This window comes from uncultured Thalassospira sp., assembly GCF_963976115.1.
In the GTDB taxonomy this organism is placed as follows: Bacteria; Pseudomonadota; Alphaproteobacteria; order Rhodospirillales; family Thalassospiraceae; genus Thalassospira.
On the sequence record NZ_CAXBJJ010000015.1, the window covers coordinates 90,258 to 116,923 of the forward strand.

General features: G+C 54.3%; 21 protein-coding genes. 16 read left to right on the plus strand and 5 right to left on the minus strand.

What is annotated here, in order from left to right; all coding sequences use genetic code 11:
- Nucleotides 1-242 precede the first annotated feature (242 nt).
- Nucleotides 243-1,766 carry a UbiD family decarboxylase gene (locus AAC086_RS18820; RefSeq protein ID WP_339781022.1) on the plus strand — a complete coding sequence of 508 codons (1,524 nt, stop codon included), beginning with the start codon at nucleotides 243-245 and terminating at the stop codon, nucleotides 1,764-1,766.
- A gap of 48 nt (nucleotides 1,767-1,814) precedes the next feature.
- Here the strand turns inward: AAC086_RS18820 and AAC086_RS18825 are convergent, their stop codons facing one another.
- Entirely contained in the window at nucleotides 1,815-2,483 is a 669-nt protein-coding gene (locus AAC086_RS18825) for a hypothetical protein (RefSeq protein ID WP_339781024.1), read from the minus strand.
- A gap of 195 nt (nucleotides 2,484-2,678) precedes the next feature.
- Between AAC086_RS18825 and AAC086_RS18830 the strand changes: the two genes are divergently transcribed.
- The 3 genes from AAC086_RS18830 (at nucleotide 2,679) to AAC086_RS18840 (ending at nucleotide 6,471) form a co-directional block, all read left to right on the plus strand.
- Nucleotides 2,679-3,590 (plus strand): AraC family transcriptional regulator, encoded by a 912-nt coding sequence (locus tag AAC086_RS18830; RefSeq protein ID WP_339781026.1) that lies wholly within the window; start codon nucleotides 2,679-2,681, stop codon nucleotides 3,588-3,590.
- An 11-nt stretch (nucleotides 3,591-3,601) separates the two neighbouring features.
- Nucleotides 3,602-4,978 carry an MATE family efflux transporter gene (locus tag AAC086_RS18835; RefSeq protein WP_339781028.1) on the plus strand — a complete coding sequence of 459 codons (1,377 nt, stop codon included), beginning with the start codon at nucleotides 3,602-3,604 and terminating at the stop codon, nucleotides 4,976-4,978.
- A gap of 143 nt (nucleotides 4,979-5,121) precedes the next feature.
- A complete protein-coding gene (locus AAC086_RS18840) occupies nucleotides 5,122-6,471 on the plus strand; it encodes a TldD/PmbA family protein (RefSeq protein ID WP_339781029.1) in 1,350 nt (449 codons plus the stop codon).
- Nucleotides 6,472-7,042: 571 nt separating this feature from the next.
- On the opposite strand, the gene AAC086_RS18845 is transcribed toward AAC086_RS18840, so the two are convergent.
- Complete coding sequence (locus AAC086_RS18845) at nucleotides 7,043-8,017, minus strand: diacylglycerol kinase family protein (protein WP_339781030.1); 975 nt, start codon at nucleotides 8,015-8,017, stop codon at nucleotides 7,043-7,045.
- Nucleotides 8,018-8,219: 202 nt separating this feature from the next.
- Here AAC086_RS18845 and AAC086_RS18850 point away from each other — a divergent pair, with 202 nt between their 5' ends.
- The 9 genes from AAC086_RS18850 to AAC086_RS18890 all read left to right on the plus strand — a co-directional run bounded on the left by AAC086_RS18850 (nucleotide 8,220) and on the right by AAC086_RS18890 (nucleotide 17,917).
- Nucleotides 8,220-9,155, plus strand: a complete 936-nt coding sequence (locus AAC086_RS18850) for a UDP-2,3-diacylglucosamine diphosphatase (protein WP_339781031.1) — start codon at nucleotides 8,220-8,222, stop codon at nucleotides 9,153-9,155.
- Entirely contained in the window at nucleotides 9,152-10,285 is a 1,134-nt protein-coding gene (locus AAC086_RS18855; protein ID WP_339781032.1) for a glycosyltransferase family 1 protein, read from the plus strand. Before AAC086_RS18850 ends, AAC086_RS18855 begins: the two co-directional genes overlap by 4 nt.
- 617 nt (nucleotides 10,286-10,902) lie before the next feature.
- Nucleotides 10,903-12,717 (plus strand): lipid A export permease/ATP-binding protein MsbA, encoded by a 1,815-nt coding sequence (msbA, locus tag AAC086_RS18860; RefSeq protein WP_339781033.1) that lies wholly within the window; start codon nucleotides 10,903-10,905, stop codon nucleotides 12,715-12,717.
- 62 nt (nucleotides 12,718-12,779) lie between these two features.
- Nucleotides 12,780-13,484, plus strand: coding sequence for a lysophospholipid acyltransferase family protein (locus AAC086_RS18865; RefSeq protein WP_339781034.1), 705 nt, complete (start codon nucleotides 12,780-12,782; stop codon nucleotides 13,482-13,484).
- On the plus strand, nucleotides 13,481-14,770 hold the full coding sequence (locus AAC086_RS18870; protein WP_339781035.1) for a 3-deoxy-D-manno-octulosonic acid transferase: 1,290 nt from the start codon (nucleotides 13,481-13,483) through the stop codon (nucleotides 14,768-14,770). Before AAC086_RS18865 ends, AAC086_RS18870 begins: the two co-directional genes overlap by 4 nt.
- Entirely contained in the window at nucleotides 14,757-15,731 is a 975-nt protein-coding gene (lpxK, locus tag AAC086_RS18875) for a tetraacyldisaccharide 4'-kinase (protein WP_339781036.1), read from the plus strand. Before AAC086_RS18870 ends, lpxK begins: the two co-directional genes overlap by 14 nt.
- Complete coding sequence (locus tag AAC086_RS18880; RefSeq protein WP_339781037.1) at nucleotides 15,721-16,620, plus strand: lauroyl acyltransferase; 900 nt, start codon at nucleotides 15,721-15,723, stop codon at nucleotides 16,618-16,620. The genes lpxK and AAC086_RS18880 overlap by 11 nt, the downstream gene beginning before the upstream one ends.
- A 48-nt stretch (nucleotides 16,621-16,668) precedes the next feature.
- Nucleotides 16,669-17,280, plus strand: coding sequence for a hypothetical protein (locus tag AAC086_RS18885; protein ID WP_339781038.1), 612 nt, complete (start codon nucleotides 16,669-16,671; stop codon nucleotides 17,278-17,280).
- A gap of 130 nt (nucleotides 17,281-17,410) precedes the next feature.
- On the plus strand, nucleotides 17,411-17,917 hold the full coding sequence (locus AAC086_RS18890) for a MarR family transcriptional regulator (RefSeq protein WP_339781039.1): 507 nt from the start codon (nucleotides 17,411-17,413) through the stop codon (nucleotides 17,915-17,917).
- 64 nt (nucleotides 17,918-17,981) lie between these two features.
- Here AAC086_RS18890 and AAC086_RS18895 read toward each other — a convergent pair whose 3' ends face one another.
- Genes AAC086_RS18895 through xseA form a run of 3 tightly spaced genes read right to left on the minus strand, consistent with a single transcriptional unit; the run spans nucleotide 17,982 to nucleotide 22,086 of the window.
- Nucleotides 17,982-19,541, minus strand: coding sequence for a gamma-glutamyltransferase (locus AAC086_RS18895; protein ID WP_339781041.1), 1,560 nt, complete (start codon nucleotides 19,539-19,541; stop codon nucleotides 17,982-17,984).
- Nucleotides 19,538-20,395 carry a M23 family metallopeptidase gene (locus tag AAC086_RS18900; RefSeq protein ID WP_339781042.1) on the minus strand — a complete coding sequence of 286 codons (858 nt, stop codon included), beginning with the start codon at nucleotides 20,393-20,395 and terminating at the stop codon, nucleotides 19,538-19,540. The genes AAC086_RS18895 and AAC086_RS18900 overlap by 4 nt, the downstream gene beginning before the upstream one ends.
- A complete protein-coding gene (xseA, locus tag AAC086_RS18905; protein ID WP_339781043.1) occupies nucleotides 20,395-22,086 on the minus strand; it encodes an exodeoxyribonuclease VII large subunit in 1,692 nt (563 codons plus the stop codon). The genes AAC086_RS18900 and xseA overlap by 1 nt, the downstream gene beginning before the upstream one ends.
- A 148-nt stretch (nucleotides 22,087-22,234) precedes the next feature.
- Between xseA and purD the strand changes: the two genes are divergently transcribed.
- The 3 genes from purD to AAC086_RS18920 all read left to right on the plus strand — a co-directional run bounded on the left by purD (nucleotide 22,235) and on the right by AAC086_RS18920 (nucleotide 26,578).
- The gene (gene purD / locus AAC086_RS18910) at nucleotides 22,235-23,518 is read left to right on the plus strand and encodes a phosphoribosylamine--glycine ligase (protein ID WP_339781045.1); all 1,284 of its coding nucleotides are present in this window, start codon (nucleotides 22,235-22,237) and stop codon (nucleotides 23,516-23,518) included.
- A 143-nt stretch (nucleotides 23,519-23,661) separates the two neighbouring features.
- The gene (locus tag AAC086_RS18915) at nucleotides 23,662-25,143 is read left to right on the plus strand and encodes an ATP-binding protein (RefSeq protein WP_339781047.1); all 1,482 of its coding nucleotides are present in this window, start codon (nucleotides 23,662-23,664) and stop codon (nucleotides 25,141-25,143) included.
- Nucleotides 25,121-26,578: a sigma-54 dependent transcriptional regulator gene (locus AAC086_RS18920; RefSeq protein ID WP_339781049.1), complete on the plus strand. Its 1,458-nt coding sequence runs from the start codon at nucleotides 25,121-25,123 to the stop codon at nucleotides 26,576-26,578. Before AAC086_RS18915 ends, AAC086_RS18920 begins: the two co-directional genes overlap by 23 nt.
- Nucleotides 26,579-26,666: the final 88 nt, after the last annotated feature.

Here is a 26,666-nt window from a genome sequence, read left to right on the forward strand (position 1 = left end):
GGTATCCATCAACCTGTCAGGCACCATGAGTTATCCCGCGCAATCCCGCTCGACTACCGGGGTTGCGCGGGTTTTGGTGGTTTAAATAATAATCCCGCTGTTGAACTGGCCGGTTTGCATCACCGTGATACGCAAGGTCATCACGCCAGATACTGGACAAGACCCGATCCGCGTATTACCACCTGTAACCCTGTTTCATATGCGGTTGGCTTTGTTTAACCGCCCCACAAGATTGCGGTGCCATGCCCTATCAGTCTTTGCGCGATTTCATTGACGATCTGGAAAAGAAAGGCCAACTGGTGCGCGTTAGCGAACCGGTTTCGCCCCATCTGGAAATGACCGAAATTCAAACCCGCCTGCTGGCCGAAGGCGGCCCGGCGGTAATATTTGAAAATGTCGTCGGCGAAGACGGCCGCAAATACGACATGCCGGTTCTGGTGAACCTGTTTGGCACGGTGGAACGTGTTGCCGCCGGGATGAACCGCAAGCCCGAAGAACTGCGCGAAGTGGGCGAAACACTGGCCTTTTTAAAACAGCCCGAACCCCCGGGAAGTTTGCGCGAAGCCTTTTCGATGCTGCCGCTGGCCAAAACCGTGATGGCGATGAAACCCAAAACGGTATCGAAGGCCCCCTGTCAGGAAATTGTTCTGACCGGCGATGATATCGACCTTGGCAAACTGCCCATTCAAGGCTGCTGGCCCGGCGAACCCGCCCCGCTGATTACGTGGCCGCTGGTGGTGACACAAGGCCCGTCTGTGGGCGAAAAAAATGGCGACAAGCGCGATGTGTTCAATCTGGGCATTTATCGCATGCAGGTGCTGGGCCGCGACAAGGCGATTATGCGCTGGCTCAAGCATCGTGGCGGTGCCCAGCATCACGCACGCTGGAAAAATACCAAACGCGACCCGCTGCCCTGTGCGGTTGTTCTGGGGGCCGACCCCGGCACCATTTTGGCCGCAGTCACACCCGTACCCGATACCTTATCGGAATATCAGTTCGCCGGGTTGCTGCGCGGGGAAAAAGTGGAACTGGTGGAATGCAAAACCATTCCGTTAAAAGTCCCCGCCACGGCCGAAATCGTTCTCGAAGGCCATGTATCGCTTGATGAATATGCGCCCGAAGGCCCCTATGGCGACCATACCGGTTATTATAATTCGGTCGAAAACTTCCCGGTTTTCACCATTACCGCCATCACGATGCGTAAAAAACCGATTTACCTGTCAACCTTTACCGGCCGCCCGCCAGATGAACCCTCGGTGCTGGGCGAAGCGCTAAACGATGTTTTTGTGCCATTGCTGCAACAGCAATTTACCGAAATTGTCGATTTCTGGCTACCGCCCGAGGGATGCAGCTATCGCATTGCCGTGGTGTCGATGAAAAAGGCCTATCCCGGCCATGCCAAGCGCGTGATGATGGGAGTTTGGTCATTCCTGCGGCAATTTATGTATACCAAATTCGTGATTGTGGTGGATGACGACATTAATGTGCGCGACTGGAAAGACGTGATGTGGGCAATATCCACCCGCATGGACCCGGTGCGCGACATTACCACCATCACCGACACCCCGATTGACTATCTGGATTTTGCCTCGCCCGAAAGCGGGCTGGGTGGCAAACTGGGGCTGGATGCCACCAACAAACTACCGCCCGAAACCCACCGCGAATGGGGCGAAAAACTATACATGCCCGACGACGTCATTGACCGCGTTGACCAGAAATGGGCGCGCTACGGCCTGCCGGGCACAGGCCGTAAAATCTGGAAATAAGACCAAACCAAAAACGGGCCGGTCATGATCATCCGGCCCGTTTTTGGTTTAATTGCGATAGAAAACCCAATGGTCGCCGTTTTTATCGGCGGTCTTGTTCCAGTAAAACTGGGGCGCATCACAGATAAAATCCTCAACCCGGACAGCGGTGGTACATAAACCGGCATTCCCCACGACATCACGCACATAATCGGGTTCAACCTGTTGCCAGCTCATGGGCGGCGGGGCGGTATCATCGGCCACACACAGGGCAAACTGTTTATCCTGGGCAAAGGGAATGTGCTTCATTTCCGAGCTGAGCTTTCCGCCGTCGCGCGTTACAAACAGCACATCAAAAAACGGCCCGTCGGGGGTGTCACGATCGACCCAGCCCGCAATGCGGTCGGGCTGGCCATCACAGGTGAAATCGCCGACCAAAATCTGGTGCATGTTTTGGGCGGCATATTGCCCGGCCTGAATACGCATCTCGCCATACAGATCGGCATCCGTTACCGGGCCAGCCTGCAAGGCAGGTGTTAAAACAGGCGCATTTTGAAGGGCTGTATCATTTGCGGTTGCATCAACAGCCGTTTTACCGGCACGCGTATTATCTTGCCCGCCATGGCCTTGCCCGATAAGCGCTTTTGTGGTCTCGGCGGCCAGTGCTTGGGGAGCAAGAACAGCCCCCAAAATGCCCGTCAGGCCAGAAAGAACACAACAGGTAGCAAGTTTGGACATCGTCGTCTCCGTCAGGAATAATCAGGCAAAGATAGCGCAAAGTGGCACCGGGGGAAATGTCCGGCCCAGTGCCTGCGTAACTATCGCAGTGCAGGGTTAAAAAATACTGCCATAAATCACACGCGAGGTCGCTTTTGATCAAATGGCCGGATTTTGGGGCGGCTATATCAAACAGGTCCCCCGCAAGGAGATCACATGACACCCGCAGACAAGGCCATATGGCTGATTGAAACACATATCGAGGATGATGCCGAAACCAGCCCCGATCTGGCAATGATTGCGGATAAATGTGGCGTGTCTTCCCGCCATTTGATGCGGGCCTTTGCGGCGGCAAGCGGCATGTCGGTTATGCGCTATGCACGCGCCCGAAAACTGTCGGTCGCGGCACAAAAACTGATAACGCCAGCCCGGCATCGCCAAACCATCCTGACAATCGCCATCGAGGCGGGTTATGCCTCGCACGAGGCCTTTAGCAGGGCCTTTCGCGACTGTTTTGGTCTGACACCGGAAAACCTTCGAGCACGCGGACACCTTAAAAACCTGACATTACAGCCGTGTTTACGCATGTCAGACCACCTGATTGTGGATCTTGAAAAACCACACTTTGAAAAACACCAAAGTCTTAGGATCGCAGGATTACGTCGCCGCTACAGTGTTGAAACAAGCCCATCGATCCCGGCCCAATGGCAACAGTTTGCCCCCTGGATCGGAACGATTGACGGGCAATCTGGCATGGAAACTTTTGGCGTTTGTACCCGGCCAGAAAAAGCAACCCAACCCGCCATCAGCGAAATTAAAAATACCGAAAATGATGGCACCAGTTGCTTTGACTATATTTCCGGCGTGGCAATAAACGATACGGCCAGCATCACAGACCCTGAATTGTCGGTTATGGACATAGCACCGCAAAACTATGTTGTTTTCACCCATCGCGGCCATATTTCCGGCATTCGGGCGACAAGATATACGATTTGGAACCAGTATTTGCCGAAATCAGGCCAAAAAGCGATCAGCGCCCCGGATTTTGAACGCTATAGCGCTGATTTCAAACCCGATACCGGTTGCGGTCATGTTGATATTTTAATCCCGCTCGCCGCAGACGGATGAGAAAGAGGCCCATGATTGTTCCTGCCCGGCCAACCCGGCCAATCCGGCCAATAGAGTTCATTATTTTTGCCCGTCCCATGGTGCTTAGCCAACTGCTGATGATTTCCATCAGTTTAATTGATGTGCTGGTGCTCGGCTTGCTTGGCCCGGCGGCCATGTCATCAGGCGGATTAATCAACAGTTACGTGTTTGTCGCCATTCTGGGCATAACCGGCTTTGCCTTTGCGGTTATTCCGGTAAACGGGGCCTTCTATGCCAAAGGCGACAAGCCCGGTATGAACCTGCATTTCCGGGCTGGACTGGTACTTTTTACCGGCCTTGGGGCTTTTGCCTGCCTTGTGATCTTTTTTGTGGATCGCCTTGCCATCATGACGGGCATTTCAGAAACAATTTTTGAGGGAACGCGCCTCTTTCAAACCCTGATCGCTGTTTCGTGCGTGCCTGCGGCGATCACTGTTTTCTTGCGTCATTATCTTATCTCGATCCAGCGCGCCGCCAGGCTGGACCTGTTTTATGCCATCGCATTTGGGTTAAACCTGTTTTGCAACCTGCTTCTGACCGGCTTCATCACACCGGACATTTCAATGGGCATGGCGGGCATAGCTGCGGCAACAGTGCTGACTTATCTGTTTCTAATCGGCGTTTTTCTGCGCGAAATTATCAAATCGCGCCAGATTATGCTGTTCCAACGGGAAACAAACAGCCTGCAAACCATTCTGAAAACATCACAAAACCTTTTCCGGCACGGCCTGCCAATCGCCCTTATCCTCACCGTTGAAACGACACTTGTTTCGTCAAGCTATTGGCTTATGGGCCAGTTTGGCAGCACGCAACTTGCGATGCATGGCTGGTTCATGTTGTTGTTCGATATTGTTTTCATGTTTCCGGTTGGCTTGTCACAGGCCCTGTCAAGCAGGCTTGCCACACATCAGTGCGATGCCCTGGGCAAATCACACCACAACACGCACATCACAGAAGCCCTTATTGCCAGTGTGGCAACAATTCTTGTTGTTTCAACCCTGATTGTTTGCGGCGTAACCGTGCTATCTCTACATCCAGGCATCCTGCCTGCACAAAATACGCAGGAGATTTTGACCCTTCTCGTTCGTTCCATCGCTTATCTGCCGGTGTTGGCGCTGGCGAGCGGCCTTGTCATCCTTCTTGCCGCGATCCTGCGGACCCTTGATCACAAAACCACATTCAATATCCATATTTTAATCGGATATTGGGGGATCGGTATCGGGGTGTCTTACGGCGTGATGACTTTCACCCCATTGGGCTGGACGGGCATCTATATTGGCATGATACTGGGTTTTGGATATTCAGCTGTTGGTCTTGCGTTAAACTGTCGTCGCGCCCGATTATCAGCCCCCGCAACATCGGGCTGATAATCGGGTTCAACATATCGCAGCAAGTTCAAACGATCGGCGAAATTTACCCCAAAACCATTAAATTGGGCTGTTCCCCTTTGCGCATTGGCATTTGGCTACCTATAACGGTGGTAAGACACTTTGTGTGAAAAGGAATATCAATGCCCAAAACTGAAATGACGCTTGATCGCATCAATGATCTGCTGGCCCGTGCGAAAAAGGCCGGCGCAGACGACGCGGATGCCGTTTATGTCGAAGGCACGTCGCTTTCGGTGGCTCAACGGTTGGGCAAACTGGAAAAACTGGAACGGTCCGAAGGGGCCGATCTGGGTTTGCGGGTGCTGATTGGCAAGAAACAGGCGGTTGTTTCGTCGTCAGACACCAGCGACAGCGCCCTGAACGAACTGGTGGAACGCTGTGTTGCCATGGCGAAAAATGCCCTGGATGACCCGTTTTGCGGCATTGCCGACCCGTCCGAACTGGCAAAAACCTTTGATATTGACGGGCTGGAACTGTGCGAACCGGGCGAAGTTGCCCAGGACAAGCTGATATCCTGGGCGCAGGCCTGTGAAGAAGCCGCACGTTCGGTCGAGGGCATTACCAATTCCGAAGGGGCCGATGCTGGCTGGGGCCGCCACCAGATAACACTGGCCGCCACCAACGGCTTTGCCAACAGCTATGCCGGTAGTGGCAGCCATATTTCGGTTTCGGTGCTGGCAGGGACGGGCACCGGCATGGAACGCGATTATGATTATGACAGTGCGGTTTTTTCAACCGACCTTCGTGATCCTGCCGATATTGGCCGCATGGCGGCCGAAAAAACCTTGCGCCGCCTCAACCCGCGCAAGATTAAAAGCATGCAGGTGCCGATCATTATGGACCCGCGGGTTTCGGCATCAATTGTCGGTCATCTGTCCGGGGCCATTAATGGTGCGGGCATCGCACGCGGCACCAGCTTCCTGATCAACATGATGGACAAGGAAATTTTCGGCCCCAACATCACCATTGTGGATGATCCCCATCGCAAACGCGGCCTGCGATCCAAACCGTTTGACGCCGAAGGGGTCGCCAATATGAAGCGCAATCTGGTGGAAAGCGGGGTTTTGAAAACCTGGATCATGGATTTGCGTTCTGCCCGCCAGTTGGGCCTGAAATCAACCGGCAACGCATCACGCGGGGCAGGCAGCCTGCCGGGGCCATCAACCACCAACCTTTACATGGAACCAGGCACGATTAGCCCGGCGGACATGATCAGGGATGTCAAACAGGGCCTGTATGTGACCGAAATGATCGGCAGCAGCGTTAATGGTGTGACCGGTGATTATTCGCGCGGGGCATCGGGCTACTGGATTGAAAACGGGGAACTGGCCTATCCGGTTTCTGAAATTACTGTCGCGGGCAATTTGAAGGAAATGTTCAAATCGGTCACCCCGGCCAATGATCTGACTTTCAAATACGGCACCAACGCACCGACCCTGCGCATTGATGGCCTGACAATCGCCGGGCAGTAATCCCGGCACATCCCAGCAAGCATAAAACCACCCCGCATCCTGTACCGGTGCGGGGTGGTTTTAAATTTATTCGATCTATATCCCGCCTGTCTCAGATCCCGAAAATTCTGGCATGAGACGATACGGGAGGTATCGGAAAGCTGATCCTAAAGCATTTTTCCTTTAATATGACCCATTTTGCCAGCTCATTCTGCCGCCTGGTAAGGAGAAGTCCGCAGGGCGTAATGGGTTTACGGACAAGGATTTCGACGCGGCCAGGCGGCAGACTGCGCTGGCCCACAGGGTTTGATTTTGGCGGTGTTTGGCAGCGTTACACCGCTCGCCCGATGCGCCGCATCGCGCAGCGCGCTGTGCCTTGCCAAACGACACGCCAAAAACAAACAAAATGGGTCATATTAAAGGAAATATGCTTTAAAGTATCCGTTTTAATCAAGACTGTTTTATATCCCATTTTGGGAATATTTCGCAGAAAAAGGCGCATTATCCCAGATCATGTGAATGGCTGATTCTGATGTTTTACGGGGGTGCTGAACCCGTCTTGCATGTTGACTTCCATCAACATGGCCCGTTTTTATTCTTGCGGAAAATAAGGCAAAGTCTTCGTGCCGTTTGTTTCCATCTGCTTTGGTTTTCCCGCAACATCTGGCTGTGAGACGCCAAGATAAGCCCGCGGCACCATCAAGCGTACCGGATAGGGCGACAGGCTGATTTCGCAGGGCAGTTGACCGGCACTTTCGCCGTCAATCTGCACCGGGGCCGGGCCGCAGTGACTGGTGATTGTCAGCCGTTCGGTGCGGATCACGCTGACATCGGATTGACGAAAAAGCCGGTTCATTGTCAATGCCAACCCGTAACGCGCCGTTGCCAAACTGCCGCTGCCCGGCATCAATACCACATCAAGTTTGTTATCGGTCAGCGATGCCTGCGGTGAAATGATGAACTTGCCACCATAATGGCTGGCATGCGTGGCAACCACCCCGGCAACCCGGTACTGATCGCGGCCAATGCTAACTTCAAAATCCCGGTGCCGGGGAAAGGCCATGTTGCGCAGCCCTTCAAGCACATAGGCCCCTTTGCCAATCAGGCGTTTTAGTTTCAACGATACATTTGCAACCGTATCGGCATCGGCGCCAATACCAACCATCAGAAAAAATGCCCGCCCGTTAACCAGCCCCGGTCGCACCCAGACATGGACCGGATCATTGATATACCCGGCAACCGCCCGCGTATTTACCCCCAGCCCGACCTCGACGGCCAAAACATTGGCAGTTCCTAACGGAATAATCCCCAGCGGCGGCACTTCATGACCATCGATCTGGGCATCAAGCAAACCGTTCAGGGCTTCGTTTAACGACCCGTCGCCACCTGCAACATATAACCGCCGCCCCGCCCGCACCTTTCGCGCAAGTTCACGGGCATGGCCGGGATGGGTTGTTTGCAGTAATTCAACCTTTACCCCCGCCCGTTGTAATATAGATGACAAAAACCGTTGTTTGTTACCACCGGCGCGCGGGTTAAAAATAATCGTGATGCCATCGTCGGACATGAAACAAATGTTACCTGTAATAAAAGTGAAAAATAAAATCCACGCCCCTTATACAAAAGTAAACGTGTAACAAAATCCTTTCAATACTGATAAATTTATGTGAACGGGTTATGTGTTCGATCTTTTTGTTTTATCAAGATAGTGGTCGAGCCCAATAAAGCGGTGCCTGACCATCCTTTATTTGGGGACATGGAGGGCAACGATGACAGCCATGAACACGAAACCGCATTACCGCACGGTGTGGATTTCTGATGTACATCTGGGTACACGCGGTTGCCAAGCAGAATTGCTGGTGGATTTTTTAAATGAAGTCACGGCTGACACCTATTATCTGGTCGGTGACATCATCGACGGCTGGCGCTTGAAGAAAAGCTGGTACTGGCCTGAAAGCCACCATGCCGTGATCACCAATATTATGGAAAAAGCCAAAAACGGCACCAAAGTTATTTTTGTGCCAGGCAACCATGATGAATTTGCCCGCGAATTTGTGGATATGACCTTCGGGCATGTGGATGTTCGCATGAACGATATCCACACCACAGCCGATGGCAAACGGTTGCTGGTCATTCATGGCGACGAATTTGACGGGGTGGTCAAATACGCGCGCTGGCTCGCTTATCTGGGCGATACCGCCTACAACCTTGCCATCATGCTGAACCGGTATTTCAACGCGGCCCGCCGCAAGCTGGGTTACGGATACTGGTCGCTGTCGGCATATCTGAAAAACCGGGTCAAAAACGCGGTTCAGTTCATTTGCAATTTTGAAACCGCCGTTGCCCATGCCGCCGCCAAACGCAAGGTAGACGGCGTGGTTTGTGGTCATATTCACCATGCCGAAAAACGCATGATTGGCAAGGTGCTGTATTGCAACGATGGCGACTGGGTTGAAAGCTGCACCGCCCTTGTCGAACATAAAAACGGCGAACTGGAACTGCTGCACTGGGCCGACATGCGCAATATGGCCATGTCTTATATCGGCGCGTCCGACACCAATGCCAGCACCCCGCAGGCCCTTGGCCTGGGGCGGTTAATGTCCCTGTTTCGCAGTACCAGCACGCAAACGACATCCGCAAACTCCGCTCAGAAACAGACATCTACCCCCTCCGCGCACAGCACCCCCTTGGGAAAAACAGCATGAGAATCCTGATTGTCAGCGATGCATGGCGTCCGCAAGTTAATGGCGTTGTCAGGACGCTGGAAACCGTACGCGCAGAACTGATTGCCGATGGACACGACGTTCGCGTCATTTCGCCCGATCAATTCACCACCATTCCCTGCCCGACTTACCCGGAAATCCGGCTGGCGATTTTTGCCAAACGCAAACTGTCGCGTATGATTGATGCGATGCAGCCCGTTGCTATTCATATCTCAACCGAAGGGCCGCTGGGACGGGCGGCACGCGCCTATTGCCTGAAACGGAAATTACCGTTTTCCACCGCCTATCACACCCGCTTTCCCGAATATCTTCACGCCCGAACCAAATTGCCGTTATCGATTTCCTATCGCGGAATGCGCCGGTTTCACGGCAAATCGCAATCAGTCATGGTGGCAACCGATTCCCTGCGTGATGAATTGACCCAATGGGGATTTGGTAATTTGCAAATCTGGTCGCGCGGGGTGGATCTGTCGCTTTTTCACCCGCGTGAAAATGTCAGCTTTGGCGATTTTCCCAAACCGCACTGGCTGTTTGTGGGCCGGGTTGCGGTGGAAAAAAACATCGGCCATTTCCTCAACCTGGATTTGCCCGGCACCAAATTTGTGGTCGGCGATGGTCCGCAACTTAACGAGCTCAAGCAGAAACATCCACAGGCGCAGTTTCTGGGTAAAAAAACCGGCGAAAGCCTGGCTGTTGCCTTTGCTTCCGCCGATGTTTTTGTTTTCCCCAGTAAAACCGATACGTTCGGCCTGGTTATTCTCGAAGCCCTGGCGTCAGGCACCCCGGTTGCCGTTTTTCCGGTGCAAGGCCCGGCCGACATCGTGCGCGGCACCAAAGCCGGTGCAATTAACGCCGATTTACGCCAGGCCGCCCTTGATGCCCTAAAACTGGACCGGGCCGATGCCCGCGCCCTTGCCGAACAATATAGCTGGCATAACTCTGCCCAGCAGTTCCTGCACAATCTGGCACCGTTTTCCGGGGGCTATAACGGCGAAACGGCGGCCAGAATGACCCTGGCAGAAGGTCTAACCGCGAAAAACACCATCGCAATTGATGGCGAAATATCTGGCAACAACTTGCCACCAGCGGCACAGCCCCAACCAGCCCAATAAAACTTGTTGGGCTGGTGATTGGTCATATCCGCACGTGTCTTAAAGCACTTTTCCCTTAAACCGGAAAAATCCAACGCCGCCCCGTTGCCAAGACACGCAACGGGGCGGTGCTATTACAGGCATGTGAATGATATTTTTTCCCGCCAGGTTCCAACAGATCGGGCCGTTTTTTATCTCGCGCTGAATTGAAAACAGAAACAGCAAAATATCCCGCACCCGGGCATCAGCAACCGGCACCCATCCTTCTGGGTCTTCTTCAAAGTCAACAAACCCGATACGGCCAGCTTTGCAAATCGTGATGTTTTGCAAAAATGGCGCACCATGTGCACAATGCCCGCCTTTGCGAAGGGGGCCTTCAATTTGTTTTTAAGTTGTTTGCCCATATCTTATTTTTTGTTTGAACCATATATGCCTGAATACAGGATAGGACTTGCTGTTATTAAAGTCCGCTTTGCACGCAGGGCTATGCGTTCGCGTATACAGATACTTGCCCAAAAGCAATCACCGTGATAGCAAACTGCACAGAAAATCTGGCAGAATTGGGCCTTGATAAAAGGCAAAACCGGGGCAACCTTCCCGTGTCACCAATATCTGCTACAACAATCAGGAATATCTACTTGTCCAAACAGAATATCGACTATACCGCCCATCATTGGGATACTTGGCCCATGGTCAAGCGGATCGTGCGTGAAGCGGTTCGTCCCTATATCGGTAAAATTGTTCTGGCTCTGTTATTCATGGTTGTCGTTGCGGCAACGACCGGCGCGTCTGCCTGGTTGATGGACCCGGTAATCAACGAAATTTTCATCAATAAAAACGGCAACATGCTGCTGCCCGTCGGGGCTGCGGTTTTAATCACCTTTGCCCTTAAAGGCTTTGGCAATTATGGCCAGGCCGTGATGATGAGCTATGTCGGTGGGCGTATCCTGGCCGACATTCAAAACCGGCTTTATAACCATGTCATGAGCCTGGATATCGGCTTTTTCCACGGCACCAACACCGGCAAGCTGATTGCGCGCTTTACCAGCGACGTTGGCGCGATGCGGTCCGCCGTCTCAGAAAGCCTGACCGGTTTTGGCAAAGACCTGATGACGGCAATTTTTCTGATCGCGGTGATGTTTTTCAAAGACTGGCAACTGGCCTTTATTGCCATTTTTGTGTTCCCGATCGCCATTCTGCCAATCGCGCGTCTTGGCAAGCGCATGCGCAAGGTCTCATCAAACACCCAGCAGCAAATTGGCGAATTTGCCACCTTGCTGGAGCAAACCTTTCAGGGCGTTCGCCATGTCAAAGCCTATGGCATGGAAGAATATGAAAGCACGCGGGTTGGCAAGCTGGTTGATTATATTTTCCGCCTGAATTTCAAGGCACAAAAGGTGCGTGCCCGCTCTTCGCCCATCATGGAAACACTGGGCGGCGTCGCCGTCACCGCCATCATTGTGTATGGCGGCTACCGCGTTATTGAGGGCAGCAACGATGCCGGCGGATTTTTCTCCTTTATCACCGCCCTTTTGATGGCCTATGAACCCGTCAAACGCCTGGCCAATATCAATATGAATTTGCAGGCGGGGCTTGCCGCATCCCAGCGGGTTTTCACCATTCTGGATCTGGAACCCGATATTAAAGACAAACCCGACGCCAAACCGCTGGCGATTTCGGGTGGGACTGTCCGGTTTGACAACGTTGATTTTGCCTATGGCGAAGACGGGGAAAACAATGCCCTTGTCGGGATCAGCCTTGATATTCCGGCCGGGCAGACCGTGGCCCTTGTTGGCCAGTCCGGTGCCGGTAAATCAACGATCCTGAATTTGATTCCACGGTTTTACGACATCAACAATGGCAGCATTTCGATTGACGGGCAGGATATCCGCGATGTGAAACTAGACAGCCTGCGCAAGTCCGCGGCCCTGGTAAGCCAGGAAATTTCGCTGTTTGACGACACCGTGCGTGCCAACATTGCCTATGGTCGGCCTGGTGCCAGCGAAGCCGACATTGAGGCCGCAGCGCGCAATGCCGCCGCCCATGAATTTATCATGCAGCTTGAAAACGGCTATGACACCATTGTGGGTGAACATGGGGTCAAACTTTCAGGCGGGCAGCGCCAACGCATTGCCATTGCCCGGGCAATGTTGAAAAATGCCCCGATCCTGTTGCTGGACGAAGCAACATCCGCCCTTGATACCGAGTCAGAACGGCACATTCAAACCGCCCTGTCACACCTGATGAAAGACCGGACCACGCTGGTGATTGCGCATCGCCTGTCGACAATTATTGATGCCGACAAAATTTGCGTCATCCATCGGGGCAAACTGATTGAACAGGGCAAACATGAAGAGCTGCTTGCCCTTGGCGGTGCCTATGCCAACCTGTATAACCTTCAATTTTCCGAAGAACCGTTTAAAAACCCGCAGATGGTGACAGATCAGGACTAAGACGCGTGAAGTGGCATAAAAGAATTATCAAAAGTAATATGGTACGGGCAATTCTGTGCCATATGGCTGCATTTTATGTCCGGGTCATCCGTTTTAGCGGGCGCTGGCAACAGGATGGCACCGACCTTCCGCGCCAGATGCTGGAAAACGGCCAGCCTTTTATTGTCGCCTTCTGGCATCAACGCCTTTTAATGATGGCCTATACCTGGAGCATTGTCGGCGGAGATACCCCCTTCAAAATGCTGATTTCTGCCCATCGCGATGGCGAAATCATTTCACGGATTATTGGCCTTTTTGGCGTTGAGACCATCGCCGGATCAACCGGCAAAGGCGGGGCCACGGCCCTGCGCAACATTCTAAAGGCGCTGAAGGCCGGGGACGTTGTTGGCATGACGCCAGATGGCCCGCGCGGCCCGCGCATGCGCGCATCAAGCGGCATTATCACAGCCGCCCGCATGAGCGGCATGCCGATTTTTCCCCTTACCTATGCCACATCGAACCGGCGTGTCCTGCGCAGCTGGGACCGGTTTATTTTGCCCTTGCCGTTTTCCCGTGGTGTTTTTGGCTGGGGCCAACCGATTTACGTTGGCAAGGACCTGGATGCTGCCGGTCTGGAAGCAAAACGGCTGGAACTGGAAAACAGCCTGACCGCCCTGACCCAGCATTATGACCGCGAATATGGTCTGGACATTATCGAACCGGCAGGTCTTGATGAAGGGGCCAAGCAAAAACGGCCCCCCCGTGATGCTGGAGACACCACCCGATGAGCCTGTTTTACGCCTATCGTGCTGCAACGCGCATGTTGGGCCCAATTGTTGGGCTGTATCTGCATCGGCGCAAAAACCGCGGCAAGGAAGACCCGGGCCGTATCGGCGAGCGGTTCGGCCATCCCGGTCAGCAACGCCCCGACGGCCCTTTGATCTGGATCCACGGGGCCAGTGTCGGTGAATCCTTGTCGGCTTTGCCCGTGATCGACCGACTTCGCCAGGATTATCCTGAATTTTACATTCTGGTGACAACCGGCACGGTGACCTCTGCCCGGATGATGCTTGAAAGACTGCCCGACGGGGTCATTCACCAGTTCATTCCGGTGGATCGTCAGGTTTATGTTGCCCGGTTTTTGCATCACTGGCGGCCCGATATCGCCTTGTGGCTGGAAAGCGATCTATGGCCCAATATCCTGACGCGGGCGCACAAGTCCGGAACCAGAATTGCCCTGTTAAACGGTCGTATTTCCGAACACAGCTTTAAAAGCTATCGCCGGTTTTCGTCTTTTATCCGCCCGGTGATGGCTTGTTTTAACGTTGTTCTGGCGCAAAGCGCCGACGAAGCCGCCCGGTTCGCCGAATTGGGCGCCCCAAACGTTATCACCACAGGCAACCTTAAATTTGCCGCCCTGCCCCTACCCGTGGATGATAGCGACCTTCATAAAACCCAAATCCAGATTGAAGGCCGTCCGGTCTGGCTGGCATCAAGCACCTTTGAGGGTGAAGAAACCATTGCGGCGGATATTCATGTAAAACTGCGCGAAAAACACCGCGGTCTGTTAACCGTGATTGTCCCGCGCCACCCCAACCGTGCCCCCGCGATAGAAGCAAACCTGATGGCAAAGGGCCTGCGGGTTGCCCGGCGCAGCATGGGTCATATCATTACAAAAGATACGGACATATTTCTCGGCGATACCATTGGTGAAATGGGTCTTTATTACCGCCTGGCGCCCATCTGCTTTATCGGTAAAACCCTGTGCGTTGGCGGCGGGCAAAACCCGCTGGAACCGGCCCGCCTGAGCTGCGCAATCCTGCATGGTCCCGATATGAGCAACTTTAGCGAGATCAGCCGTGAAATGCTGGCCGAACATGCCTGTCGCCCCTGCACCGACACCGAAGACCTGACCCGCCAGCTTGACCAGCTTTTGTCAAACCAGCCAGCATGCCAGGCATTGACCGATGCTGCGCGCCACTATGCCAACAGCAAGGCCGAAGTGCTCGATCGAACCATGTCTGCCCTTCATGACCTGCTCGTGGCGTGCAGGGGGCCGCATGCGCGCCCCTGATTTTTGGCAAAAAGACACCCTTCTGGCCCGCGCCCTGACGCCCCTGTCATGGATATGGCGCGCCGGGGCCGCATGGAAAATAGCAACATCAACGGCCTTTCATCCGGGGTGCAAAATTATCTGTCTGGGGAACTTCACCGTTGGCGGCGCGGGCAAAACCCCGTCGGCGCAGGCATTACAGGCCATTTTACGCAATTTGGGCCACACGCCCCATTTTCTCAGCCGCGGATATGGCGGCACCCTGCCCGGCCCGCATCAGGTGAATTTAACCACCGACACCGCCCGGGATGTGGGCGACGAACCCTTATTGCTGGCCCGGCACGCCCCCGCCTGGATTTCGCGTGATCGCGCTGCCGGTGCCAGAGCGATAAAGGCAGCAGGTGCCGATGTCATTATCATGGATGACGGGTTACAAAACCCCTCCGTGATCAAGGATTTGGGGATCGTTGTCATTGATGGCGCAACCGGGTTTGGCAATGGCCGGGTCATGCCCGCCGGGCCGCTTCGCGAAACCATAAAAAGCGGATTTTCCAAGGTTCGTGCGGCGATCATTATTGGTGCGGACCAAACCGGCATTCGCCATCATATTTCGCCCCATGTCGCGGTTTTTGGGGCACGCATTTGTGCACAAAACCCGGATGATTTCAAAAACACAAACGTTGTGGCCTTCGCCGGAATAGGGCGTCCGGAAAAATTTTATCAAAGCCTGCGCGATTGTGATGCCAACATTGTTGCCACCCGTGATTTTGCCGATCATCACATGTATAAGCCGGGCGACATAAAGGAATTGCAAGACCTGGCACATCACCATGGGGCACATCTGGTTACGACAGAAAAGGACCTGGTGCGCTTGCCTTTCGCCCTTCAACACGACATAAAGACACTCCGAATTGCCTTGGAATTTGACGATTTACCGGGCGTGACCAAAATGATCGAAACGGTATTAGCCAATGGCGCATAAGAATAAAAACATCACCAACTTTCAGCGCTTTTTCAGCTATCCCCTTCAGGGGTTTATTGCACATGCATTTTTCTGGTTATTTTCCATCATGTCGATTGATAAAGCATCGACAGTTGGGGGGAAAATTGGCCGCTGGATTGGTCCCAGGCTGAGCGTCACGCGCCGGGCACAACGCAATCTTCAACAGGCTTTTCCCGAAAAAACACCAGACGACATAAATGTTATTATTGGCGATATGTGGGAAAATCTGGGCCGCAGCATTGCCGAAGTGCCCCACATTCATACGATCCAGCCAGGATCAGAACGGCTCGAAGTGGTGGGGCTGGAAAATGGCCTGGCCCTGAAAAACGATGGCAAACCAGGCCAGTTTTTTACCGCCCATGTCGGAAACTGGGAAGTGGCCATGTTGCTGGCGCGCGCCATGGATCTGGAAATGATGTGCGTTTACCGCGCCCCCGATAACCCCTGGGTTGATAAAATTTTTACCCGGGCACGGCGCGGCTTTAAGGGGGAACTGGTCCGCAAAGGGCCCGATGGGGCGCGCAAGCTAACTGCCTTCATGCGCAAAGGGGGCCATGCCGCCATGCTGGTTGACCAAAAAATGAATGACGGCGTCGCCGTACCGTTTTTTGGCCGCAATGCGATGACAGCCCCGGCATTGGCACAGTTTTGCCTGAAATATGATGCACCGGCGGTACCTGTACGTCTGGAACGCCTGCAAGGGGCATATTTCCGCATGACCTTTTACCCGCAAATCGATATTGTCGCCACTGGCGAACGCCATAAAGACATTCTTGCGATCATGACCGACGTCAACGCCATCATGGAAGGCTGGATCCGCGAACGCCCCGCTCAATGGCTGTGGGTCCATCGCCGCTGGCCCGACTGATGCCGATCTGGAACCTGGGCTACCCCGAAAATGGCCTAAAGGAATGCAATGAAAGACAATGCCGCGCGCATGCGACAGCTGACCGGTATGTTGTTACTGATCCTGTTTATAACATCTTGTGCCCGCCTGGGCCTGGCATCGGACCAAAGCGACATTCGCAATAATGCCACGCAATTACGGCTGACCATTGCCAGGTTCGACCAGGATCGGCAAAAACAGCTCAAGAATGCCTTGAAAATCGCGCCGGACCGGGTCATTCAATGCAAAAACAGCCCGGAAACATTGGAAAATTGCCTGACAGGCCCGTATCAGGACCTTACACGCGACGCTGTTATCCTCAAACCTGGTGTCGATAATGAAAATGCAACCTCCACACCGTTAACAGATGTGCGCGCCGCCGAGGATAGCTATGCCCTGTATAATGACAGAATGAATAAAACCAATGATTTACTGTCGCGTGCCGGGTTGGCTTTATACGTCCCGCAACGCGAACTGACCCCCGATATCGACGATTTACGCAAGCGCATCCTGGCCTATATGCAAGACCGGATGGCCGATGACCTGCGCTATGAAAAGTTTTTCCTTGTTCTCTGGGCGCTTGGCGTATTAGCCGCGATATTTGGCGGCTTATATTTATATTTGCGCCGTTTCAAGGGTTAAATCCACACCGCCAAAAACCGCATGTCTGGCATGCTGCCGATCAGGCGGGTGTCAATTTAATTGATTATCCGCCCAAAGATCGCTACGCCCTAGCGCGGAACACATGGCGCATGGAACAAAGAATTCAACAATGGAAAACAAACAACCATATTGGCAGGATGTTCTGGTAACCTTGCGGCAAATTATTCGCGCAACGGACCTTCATTCAAAACGCATGATGAAGATTTGCGGACTGACCATTCCGCAAATTATGGTTTTACGCGCCATTGACGAATTGCAAAACGTAACCGTGCGCCGCATTTCCAACCACGTATCCCTTAGCCAGGCCACGGTAACCACCATTTTAAACCGGCTGGAACAACGCGGCCTGATGGAACGACGCCGCTCAACCACCGACAAGCGCGTGGTCAATACCATGCTGACAGATGCCGGGCGCGACATTATTGCCAATGCCCCCGACCTGTTGCAGGAAGAATTCATTCGCCAGTTCGAAGACATGCCGGTATGGGAAAAAACCCAGATGCTGTCATCGCTGCAACGCGTGGCAACCATGATGCATGCCGAAAAAATCGATGCCTCGCCATTGCTTGATGTCGCCGCCGTTGTTCCCCATGATAACGAGCAACCTGCAACCTGAAAATAACACTAAACAGGGTCGCAGACCGGGCGACAATCCCCGGCACCAACGCATTTTACCGCTGTTATTGCACAATAAAATGATGGCCGTTGCGCCGCGAATCCCCGGAAGCCAGCAGTTTGTGCGCCTCGATGTTACATGCCGCAGCATGAACCCCGCCAAAAAACATGTCACTTTCCTGCCAGCGATGCTGATCATTAAGCAAAAGCTGATCAAGAATGGCCGGGTCAAAGCCCGGCTCAATCGAGAGCAAACCATCATCGAAATGCATTCTGGGTGCGGCAATCGCATCTTCAAGCGACATGCCAAACACATCAAGGTTCAGTAACACCTGCATCATTGTTGAGCGGATACGGTTTGACCCGCCCGAACCCAGCGCAACCGAGTTGCCATCCTGCGCCAGATAAAGCGCCGGGGTCATCATTGATGTCATACGCACACCGCAAGGCCAGTTATGAAAACCGTCGGGCGACAAATCGGCTTCGCCCAACATGTTATTCAGCAAAATGCCACTGCCCGGTATCATCCGGCCCGAGGTCGAGCCATTGGATAATGTTGCCGACGCCAGATTGCCAAACTGGTCAACCACCGAAACATGAGTGGTGCCATTTTGCGTTAACGGCCTGTCGCCAATCAGATTGCGATACCCTTCACAAAATTCATCGCCCAAAATCGATGGCGCAGCCCCATATTCGCCGCGCACAATCGACGTTGTTTTAAGAATTTCCGACATGGCATCAAGGTGAAGCGCATCGCCAAAATCACCCAGATCAAGATCACGCGCCAGTTTCAAACCAAACCCGGCCAAAACCCCACCCGATGCGGGCGGCGGGTTTAAAACGAAACGACCGTTGCGCCCGCTGACCAGCAGGGGATCGCGCACCAAGACGCGATATTGCGCCAAATCATCGGCGCCAATATACCCGCCGTTATCCCGGCAGGCGGCAATCAAGGCATGGGCAATATCGCCATGATAAAAACTGGCCGCACCGTTTTTCACCAGTTCGTCGATACTGGCCGCAAGATGGGGCTGGCGGTGAAGCTCGCCTGCATTTACAACCCGAAAGCCGGTCTCAGTCCCCTCATTTGCCGGTTCCAATGCCCCGCCAGCACCATAAATGGCACGGGTTTCCGCACAAAACCCCAATAACGGCGTCACAATATTCATAACGTAATTTTGGAAATCATCGACCACAACACCGTCACGGGCCAGATTTTGCGCCCCCTGGGCCAGATCGGCCATCGGGAAGTGGCATAAGTCGTCATGAACGCTAAAAAGTCCGGCGACCATGCCCGGCGTTGCCACAGCGCCATATCCCCCGTGAAATTCCTGTTTTACGCCACCGGCAAAACGGGCAATACAGCGTTCAAATTCCAGGCTTTCGCCAGGGCGCTTTGCCAGCGGCGTTTCAACGAAAAAATCATACAGCCGGGGCGTTTGCCCGGCGGGCCGCGCCATTAAAAACCCGCCACCCCCAAGGGATGCCAGCACCGGTTCAACAACACAGGCCGTCCACATCGCCGCGATGATCGCGTCAAAGGCCGTGCCCCCTGCTTCAAGTACATTTTGGGCCGCCCGTGCGGTTTCTTCGTGTCCTGCGGCAACGGCACCTTGTGTTTTCATTTTTTCGCCTCCGACAAAACCTGTTCCATTGGCGGCACCAACAAAGCCGCATCAATGCGGGTTGGCCCCACATTGACCCGCCAGTCCAAATGCGGCCCGGTGGCCCGGCCACTGGCCCCGGAATGGGCAACGACATCGCCCTGGTGCACCACATCGCCGACTTTGACGTTAATTTCAGACAAATGCAAAAATGCCGAAACAACACCAAGACCATGATCAATAAACAGGGTTGCGCCTGAAAAATACATATCAGGATGGGCAAGGGTCACAACACCATCCGCAGGGGCGACAACCGGGGTTCCCATTGGCACGGCGACGTCAACGCCCCAATGGGCTGCGCGGGGCTGCCCGTTTAAAATGCGCTGCGATCCATAAACACCGCTAATGCGGCCGGTGGCGGGCCAGATAAACCCCGATTTATAATATTCGGTGGTGAACCGTTCGGTGCGGGCTTCGCGGGCCTGGCGGGAATCATCCTTGATCCGGCTCATCACGGCGGGGTCTGGTGTCACCATTTTTGGCGGCAGGCCATCAATGCGCTGAATATTGAATTCACGATGTTGGATCGGATAGGTGAACTGTTCGGTACTGCCATCGGCATGGGTCAGTGTCAGGGTTGCCGGGCCTTGATAATCGCGTTCAAACCCCAGGGCAAAATTGCCATCGGGTGCAATGGTATCAATCTTTTCACCATCCAGCTTCACCATGGTGCCCGGGTCGGTCTGGCCAAAAACGATACCGCCCTGGCTAAAAACGCCTTTAAATACCGGCGCTACCGCCAAAGCGGGCATCGCAAACCCGACCATACCGGCCAGCAGGGCGGCAACAAGTGCCCGTTTTGTCACCACACGCATTATAAAAGGCTCCCTTGGCGGTCATCATCTTTGGGGCGCGGATCTTTTTTGCGCCGGGGTTTTTCGGGTTTCGGCTGCACTTGTTTTTCATCATCCAACGCATGTTTTGCCGATGCGACATCTTTATCAGGGACCGTTTTTTTCTGCCCATCTGGCGGGGTTTGATTGCCGGGCACCGTGGATGCACTGCCTGCCACCACATTCGCCGCGCCATCCTGCATTTCCAAAACATAACCCTGGCCTGCCACAAATGCCGCGGCCTGTGCCATCAGTTTACCGTCCCGGTCGCGCACCACGGCAAAGCCGCGCTTTAAAACATTGCGATAAGAATAACTTTCCAGCAACCGGTCATAGCGAGCCAGCCCGTCCTTTTCGCGCGAAATGGTATTTTTAACCGCCGCCTCCAGCCGGGATGCCAGATCGGCAACATGTTTACGTTCGCGGTTAATATCGCGCGTGGCATTGCCGGGGCGCAAACCTGCGACAGCCTGATCCAGCCGGGATCGTTGGGTTTGCAACCGGGCCGTCATGGCACCAGCCAGCCGCAAACGGGCATTTTCCAACCGCCCCCGTTTTTCCGACAATTGTTCACGCGGGCTGACCAGCCGGGCGCTGGTTTCACTTAACCGCGATTTTGCCTGTTGCAACAGGGCCTGTGCCGCGCGGGGCAAGCGATCAGCCCAGTTATCAAGCATCTGGGCGCGATCTTCGAGCAGGCGTTTCGGGTCGCCCAGCCCCCGCGCCGCCCCCTCAAGGGCGGTGCGCTTTTCCGCTTCCAGCCGCCGTACCGCCTGTGCCAGTCGTTGACCGTCATCATTGACCTGTGCCAGTAAATCCAGCCGCACCGGAACGGCTTTTTCTGCCGCCCCGGTCGGGGTCGGGGCGCGCAGGTCGGAAACAAAATCTATCAGGGTGGTGTCGGTTTCGTGGCCCACCGCCGATATCACCGGAATGGTCGATTCCGCCACCGCACGAGCAACGATTTCCTCGTTAAAGGCCCATAAATCTTCTAACGATCCGCCGCCACGCGCCACAATTAACAAATCTGGCCGGGGAATATCGCCATAAGGCAGCAAATCGTTAAAGCCGCGCACCGCATGGGCCACCTGTTCGGCGGCCCCTTTGCCCTGCACCATGACCGGCCACAATAAAACCCGGCGCGGGAACCGTTCGCGCAGGCGATGCATAATATCGCGAATCACCGCCCCTGTCGGCGAGGTCACAATACCGATCACGTCGGGTAAAAAGGGAATCGGGCGTTTGCGCTCTGCCTCAAACAGGCCTTCGGCGGCCAGTTTTTTCTTGCGGTCTTCCAGCAATTTCAACAGTGCGCCTTCACCGGCCACTTCCATGCTGTCGATCACGATCTGGTATTTGGACCGGCCCGGAAAGGTGGTGAGACGCCCGGTCACAATCACTTCCATGCCGTCTTCGGGTTGCATGCCCAGTTTTGCCGCCGCCCCGCGCCAGCACACAGCATCGAGAACCGCACTGTCATCTTTTAACGCCAGATACAAATGGCCGCTCGATGCCCGTTTGAAACCGGAAATTTCGCCGCGCACCCGGACAAAGGAAAAGGCATCCTCGACCGTGCGTTTCAGCGCGTTGGACAAATCGGAAACCGAAAATTCCGGCAGGTTGCCAGATTGTTGCGGTTGCGGTGCATATGGGTCGAACAAATCTTGCGCCATCAAGGGTACTTTATGCTAAAAGCCCGCGTGAATTATGAACGCGGTTGCGTAAAACATTACGCAGTGAAGGTGTGTTGCTTCGGGTCATTCAATATATACTGACCCTAAAGGATCACATCATGACCATCAAGCAGTCGGGGTAAAAGTCATGAAAGTTCTGGTCGTTGGCGGCGGTGGACGGGAACACGCATTATGCTGGGCAATCGCACGCAGCCCACGTTTGACCAAACTTTGGTGTGCGCCGGGCAATGCGGGGATCGCCGATTCTGCACAATGTGTTGCCATTGCCGATAGCGATATGGACGGGCTGGTAAAATTTGCCACCGATCATGACGTTGATCTGGTGGTGGTTGGCCCCGAAGCCCCGCTGGTTGCCGGTTTGGGGGATGCATTGGCCGCCGCTGGCATTAAGTATTTTGGCTGCTCAAAGGCCGCGGCCCAGCTTGAAGGCTCCAAGGGTTTCATGAAGGATATGGTCGCAAAGTTCGGCGTTCCCACCGCCGGTTATGGCCGTTTTACCAACCGCGATGATGCCCGGGCCTTTGTTGAAAAAACCGGTGCCCCCATTGTGATCAAAACCGACGGGTTGGCTGCGGGCAAAGGTGTGACCATTTGTGAAACCATTGATGAAGCCTATGAAGCCATTGATGACGCCATGATTGGCGGCAAATTTGGCGATGCCGGTGCGAAACTGGTGATTGAAGAATTTTTGCGCGGTGAAGAAGCATCGTTTTTCGCCGTCTGCGATGGCAAAAACGTTATCCCGCTGATTGCAGCACAGGACCACAAAGCCGTTGGCGAAGGCGATACCGGCCCCAATACCGGTGGTATGGGCGCCTATTCCCCCGCGCCGGTCTTTACCCCAACTGTTAAAGAACGCGTGATGCGCGATATTATCGTGCCCACGGTTGAAGGCATGGCCGCGCAAGGCCACCCGTTTAGCGGGGTTCTGTTTGCCGGACTGATGATTGATGAAAACGAAAACCCGAAACTGATTGAATACAACATCCGTTTTGGCGACCCCGAATGCCAGGTGCTGATGAGCCTTCTTAAATCCGACGTGCTCGATATTCTTGAAGGCTCCGCCAACCAAACCCTGGACCGCGTCACCCCGGAATGGCACGACGACACTGCCCTTGTGGTGGTGATGGCGGCCAAAGGGTATCCGGGTTCGTATGAAAAAGGCACAGAAATCAAACATGTCGATGCCGCCAATGCCCTGGAAAATGTAAAGGTTTTACATGCAGGCACCAAAATGGATGGCGATAAACTGACCGCAACGGGCGGGCGGGTTTTGGGGATCACAGCCCGCGCGGCCAATGTACGCGATGCGCAAAAGCTGGCCTATCAGGCCGTTGATGCCATTGACTGGGAAGGCGGGTTTTGCCGCCGCGATATTGGCTGGCGCGCGATCGCCCGCGAACAGGGCTGATCTGACCTAATCTAATTCTACCGGCAAACATCGGTTTGCCTTAATCTGTTCCTATGAAACAAATCACTCCTGTTTTCACGATCCTGAACCGGTTTTAAAGGTTCAGGATCGTGGTTTTCTGTGTGTTTCAAGGAAAAAAGCCCATGCCCCCTGCTGGCGCAAGGCCGATGTCGGCGCGCACCACATTGTTACAACCCCTGCGGGTTTCTGTGGCACTGGCAACCATCGCGCTGACCCTGTCGCTTGGGTTTCTTGCCCTAACCGCCTGGCATTCGGCCTATCGGCTTGATCCGCTTGAAAATCACATCCGCCAAATTCAGGGGTTACAACAAACCGACATCAATATTGGCAAATTGCTGACCCGCCACCTAGCCAATCATCAACCGCCCAGCCCGGCTGAACTGCAACATATCCGGGACGAGTTGGACGGCCTTCTGCAACAAAACGCACAATTATCGCCCGAAACCCCGGAAAATCTGCGCATGGCCTCTGATTACCTTGCCCTGCCCATCGACAATCCCAGCAGCAACCTGATTGGCGCGCTTTCCCTGATCCGCAAGGTACTGACACAGGAAAACATCCTGCAACGCCAGGCAATTGAAACGGCCCGCCAATCGGCCGATGAAGAATTTACCATTGCCCTGATCGCCTTGATCGCCACCCCGATCATCGCCCTTGCCGTGATGGCATGGCTCCGCCGCCGGGCTTTTCGCGCGGTAAGCAGGCTTTCCGAACTGCTTGATAATGTTGCCAGTTTGCGGTTTGTTGATATTGAACCGCTATCGGAAAATGATCCGCTGGCCCCTATCTATCAACATTATAACGAAATGACCGCCAGCCTGCGCACGGTATCGCAACAAAGCCGGGAACAAACCGACCAGCTTCAAAGTCAGGTTCGGGCCGCCTCGGAAACCTTGTTACGCCAGCAGGCCGAGCTGGAAAACGGGGCCAAAATGGCGGCAATTGGCGAGTTTTCCGCCCGCCTGGCCCATGAACTTCGCAATCCGGTTTCGGGTATTTCGGTTGCCCTTCGCAATATGGAAGTCGAACTTGACGACCCCGATCACCGCGAACGGGTGGGGCTGATTGCTGAAGAAATGGACCGCGTGACGCGGTTGTTAAATTCACTGCTGCAAAACAAATCCTTTACGCTTGAAGCACCGGTGCTGGTATCAAGCGATCAATTGATTGGCGATGTTGTAAAACTGTTTGGCTATCGCCTGCCCAAACATGTTTCAATCACGCTTGACAGTCAAAACAACAGCGTCATCCTGCCGCGTGATACCGTCCGGCAGGTCTTGCTTAATCTGTTAAAAAATTCGTGCGAGGCCATTGGCGATCGCCCCGGCACCATTGCGGTTTCGTTTAAAGTCGATGACAACACCGCCTGCCTGACGGTTGCCGACACCGGGCCAGGTTACCCCGAAACCTTGCTGACGCGCGGTATACGACCCTTTCAATCGGGCAAAACCGATGGCGTTGGCCTGGGTCTGTCAATTGTGCAACATCTGGTACGTGGAACGGGCGGCGATATTCAATTTGGGCGTGGCCCCAATGGCGGTGCCATGACCATCATCCATTTCCCCTGCGAGGAGCCTGACCATGCGCACGATCACCATCATTGAAGATGAAAAACTGCTCGGCAGCGAGTTGAAACGCCGGTTCGAGCGCGAAGGATGGTCGGTCACATTATCGCCGACACTGGCCGATGCCCGGCGGTTAATCCTGGAACTGGATTTCAGCCCGTCGATTGTTCTATCCGACATGAACCTGCCCGATGGCAACGGGCTGGATTTTCTTGAAGACGTGCGCGCACACGGTGGCCGGTCGGAATGGATTTTTCTGTCGGGCTACGGGTCGCGCCAGGATATTGCGCGGGCAGCAAAACTGGGCGCGCTGGATTTTCTGGCAAAACCGCTGGATTACCACAAGCTGGACCTGACCATTGCCACCGCAACGCGCGGAGCCCGCGCACGCCAGCGCATAACCGATACCGCCCGAACCGGTGCGCAAAAATACAGCCCCGACAGCTTCATTGGCGACAGCCCGGCGGCCACACAGGTGCGCACCATGCTGGCCCAGCTTGCCACGGTGCCCGTCACCAGCATTTTACTGGGTGGGGAAACCGGCACCGGCAAAGGGCTGGTTGCCAAGATACTGCATTATTCCGGCAAACGTGCCGAAGGGCCATTTATTGATTTAAACTGTGCCGCCATTCCGCGTGACATGCTGGAATCCGAACTATTCGGCCATGAACCCGGTGCCTTTACCGGGGCCAAAGGCCGCCATCGCGGCCTGATGGAACAAGCCGATGGCGGTACGCTGTTTCTTGACGAGATTGGCGAAATGGATATTGGCCTGCAATCGAAATTACTCAAAGCGATTGAAGAACAAAGTTTCCGGCGTGTTGGCGGCGAGGAAAAAATATCGGTTGATATTCAACTGATCGCAGCATCAAACCGCAACTTGCGGGCCGCATCCGAACAGGGCGATTTTCGCCTTGATCTCTATCACCGCATTTCCGTTTTTGAATTACGCCTGCCCAGTCTGCGCGAAAGGTCGAGCGACATTGCCGACATTGTCACAACCCTGTTTGGCGAATTTAATGCACGGTCCGGCAAGCAGGTGCATATCCTGCCTGCGCATGTACTGCAAACCTTGCAATCCTATAGCTGGCCGGGCAATGTGCGCGAATTACGCAATGTCATTGAACGTTCCGTCATGCTGGCAACCGGCCCGGAACTGCCCCACGAATGGCTGGGCATTTCACCCGAAATTAACACCGGCTCAGCATCTGCCAACACCAGGTCCACTGCCGCCCCGTCTGCTATATCGGCCCAACCAGTACCATCTGGCACGGCATCACAGGATCAATCCGGGCTGACATTACCGCTGGATGGATCCATGACACTTGATGACATGGAAGAATGCATTATTCGCACCATGCTTGAACGCCATAACTATAATGTCATGGCCGCCGTTCGCGCCTTGGGCACCACCCGCGAAACTCTGCGTTATCGCATTCGTAAATACGGCCTGGAAGACCTGGTGACCCCATAAGGGGCCAGTCGCCAAGTTGCTCCTCATGCCAGACAACCGGGCCAACCACCACCCGCCCCCAAAATTGGTGGTAATAACCACCAATTCC

Bases quoted from the DNA above. Each gene is read 5' to 3' on its own strand.
- AAC086_RS18820 (WP_339781022.1), top strand. From the start codon at position 243: ATGCCCTATCAGTCTTTGCGCGATTTCATTGACGATCTGGAAAAGAAA.
- AAC086_RS18825 (WP_339781024.1), bottom strand. From the start codon at position 2,483: ATGTCCAAACTTGCTACCTGTTGTGTTCTTTCTGGCCTGACGGGCATT.
- AAC086_RS18830 (WP_339781026.1), top strand. From the start codon at position 2,679: ATGACACCCGCAGACAAGGCCATATGGCTGATTGAAACACATATCGAG.
- AAC086_RS18835 (WP_339781028.1), top strand. From the start codon at position 3,602: ATGATTGTTCCTGCCCGGCCAACCCGGCCAATCCGGCCAATAGAGTTC.
- AAC086_RS18840 (WP_339781029.1), top strand. From the start codon at position 5,122: ATGCCCAAAACTGAAATGACGCTTGATCGCATCAATGATCTGCTGGCC.
- AAC086_RS18845 (WP_339781030.1), bottom strand. From the start codon at position 8,017: ATGTCCGACGATGGCATCACGATTATTTTTAACCCGCGCGCCGGTGGT.
- AAC086_RS18850 (WP_339781031.1), top strand. From the start codon at position 8,220: ATGACAGCCATGAACACGAAACCGCATTACCGCACGGTGTGGATTTCT.
- AAC086_RS18855 (WP_339781032.1), top strand. From the start codon at position 9,152: ATGAGAATCCTGATTGTCAGCGATGCATGGCGTCCGCAAGTTAATGGC.
- AAC086_RS18865 (WP_339781034.1), top strand. From the start codon at position 12,780: ATGGCTGCATTTTATGTCCGGGTCATCCGTTTTAGCGGGCGCTGGCAA.
- AAC086_RS18870 (WP_339781035.1), top strand. From the start codon at position 13,481: ATGAGCCTGTTTTACGCCTATCGTGCTGCAACGCGCATGTTGGGCCCA.
- lpxK (WP_339781036.1), top strand. From the start codon at position 14,757: ATGCGCGCCCCTGATTTTTGGCAAAAAGACACCCTTCTGGCCCGCGCC.
- AAC086_RS18880 (WP_339781037.1), top strand. From the start codon at position 15,721: ATGGCGCATAAGAATAAAAACATCACCAACTTTCAGCGCTTTTTCAGC.
- AAC086_RS18885 (WP_339781038.1), top strand. From the start codon at position 16,669: ATGAAAGACAATGCCGCGCGCATGCGACAGCTGACCGGTATGTTGTTA.
- AAC086_RS18890 (WP_339781039.1), top strand. From the start codon at position 17,411: ATGGAAAACAAACAACCATATTGGCAGGATGTTCTGGTAACCTTGCGG.
- AAC086_RS18895 (WP_339781041.1), bottom strand. From the start codon at position 19,541: ATGAAAACACAAGGTGCCGTTGCCGCAGGACACGAAGAAACCGCACGG.
- AAC086_RS18900 (WP_339781042.1), bottom strand. From the start codon at position 20,395: ATGCGTGTGGTGACAAAACGGGCACTTGTTGCCGCCCTGCTGGCCGGT.
- xseA (WP_339781043.1), bottom strand. From the start codon at position 22,086: ATGGCGCAAGATTTGTTCGACCCATATGCACCGCAACCGCAACAATCT.
- purD (WP_339781045.1), top strand. From the start codon at position 22,235: ATGAAAGTTCTGGTCGTTGGCGGCGGTGGACGGGAACACGCATTATGC.
- AAC086_RS18915 (WP_339781047.1), top strand. From the start codon at position 23,662: ATGCCCCCTGCTGGCGCAAGGCCGATGTCGGCGCGCACCACATTGTTA.
- AAC086_RS18920 (WP_339781049.1), top strand. From the start codon at position 25,121: ATGCGCACGATCACCATCATTGAAGATGAAAAACTGCTCGGCAGCGAG.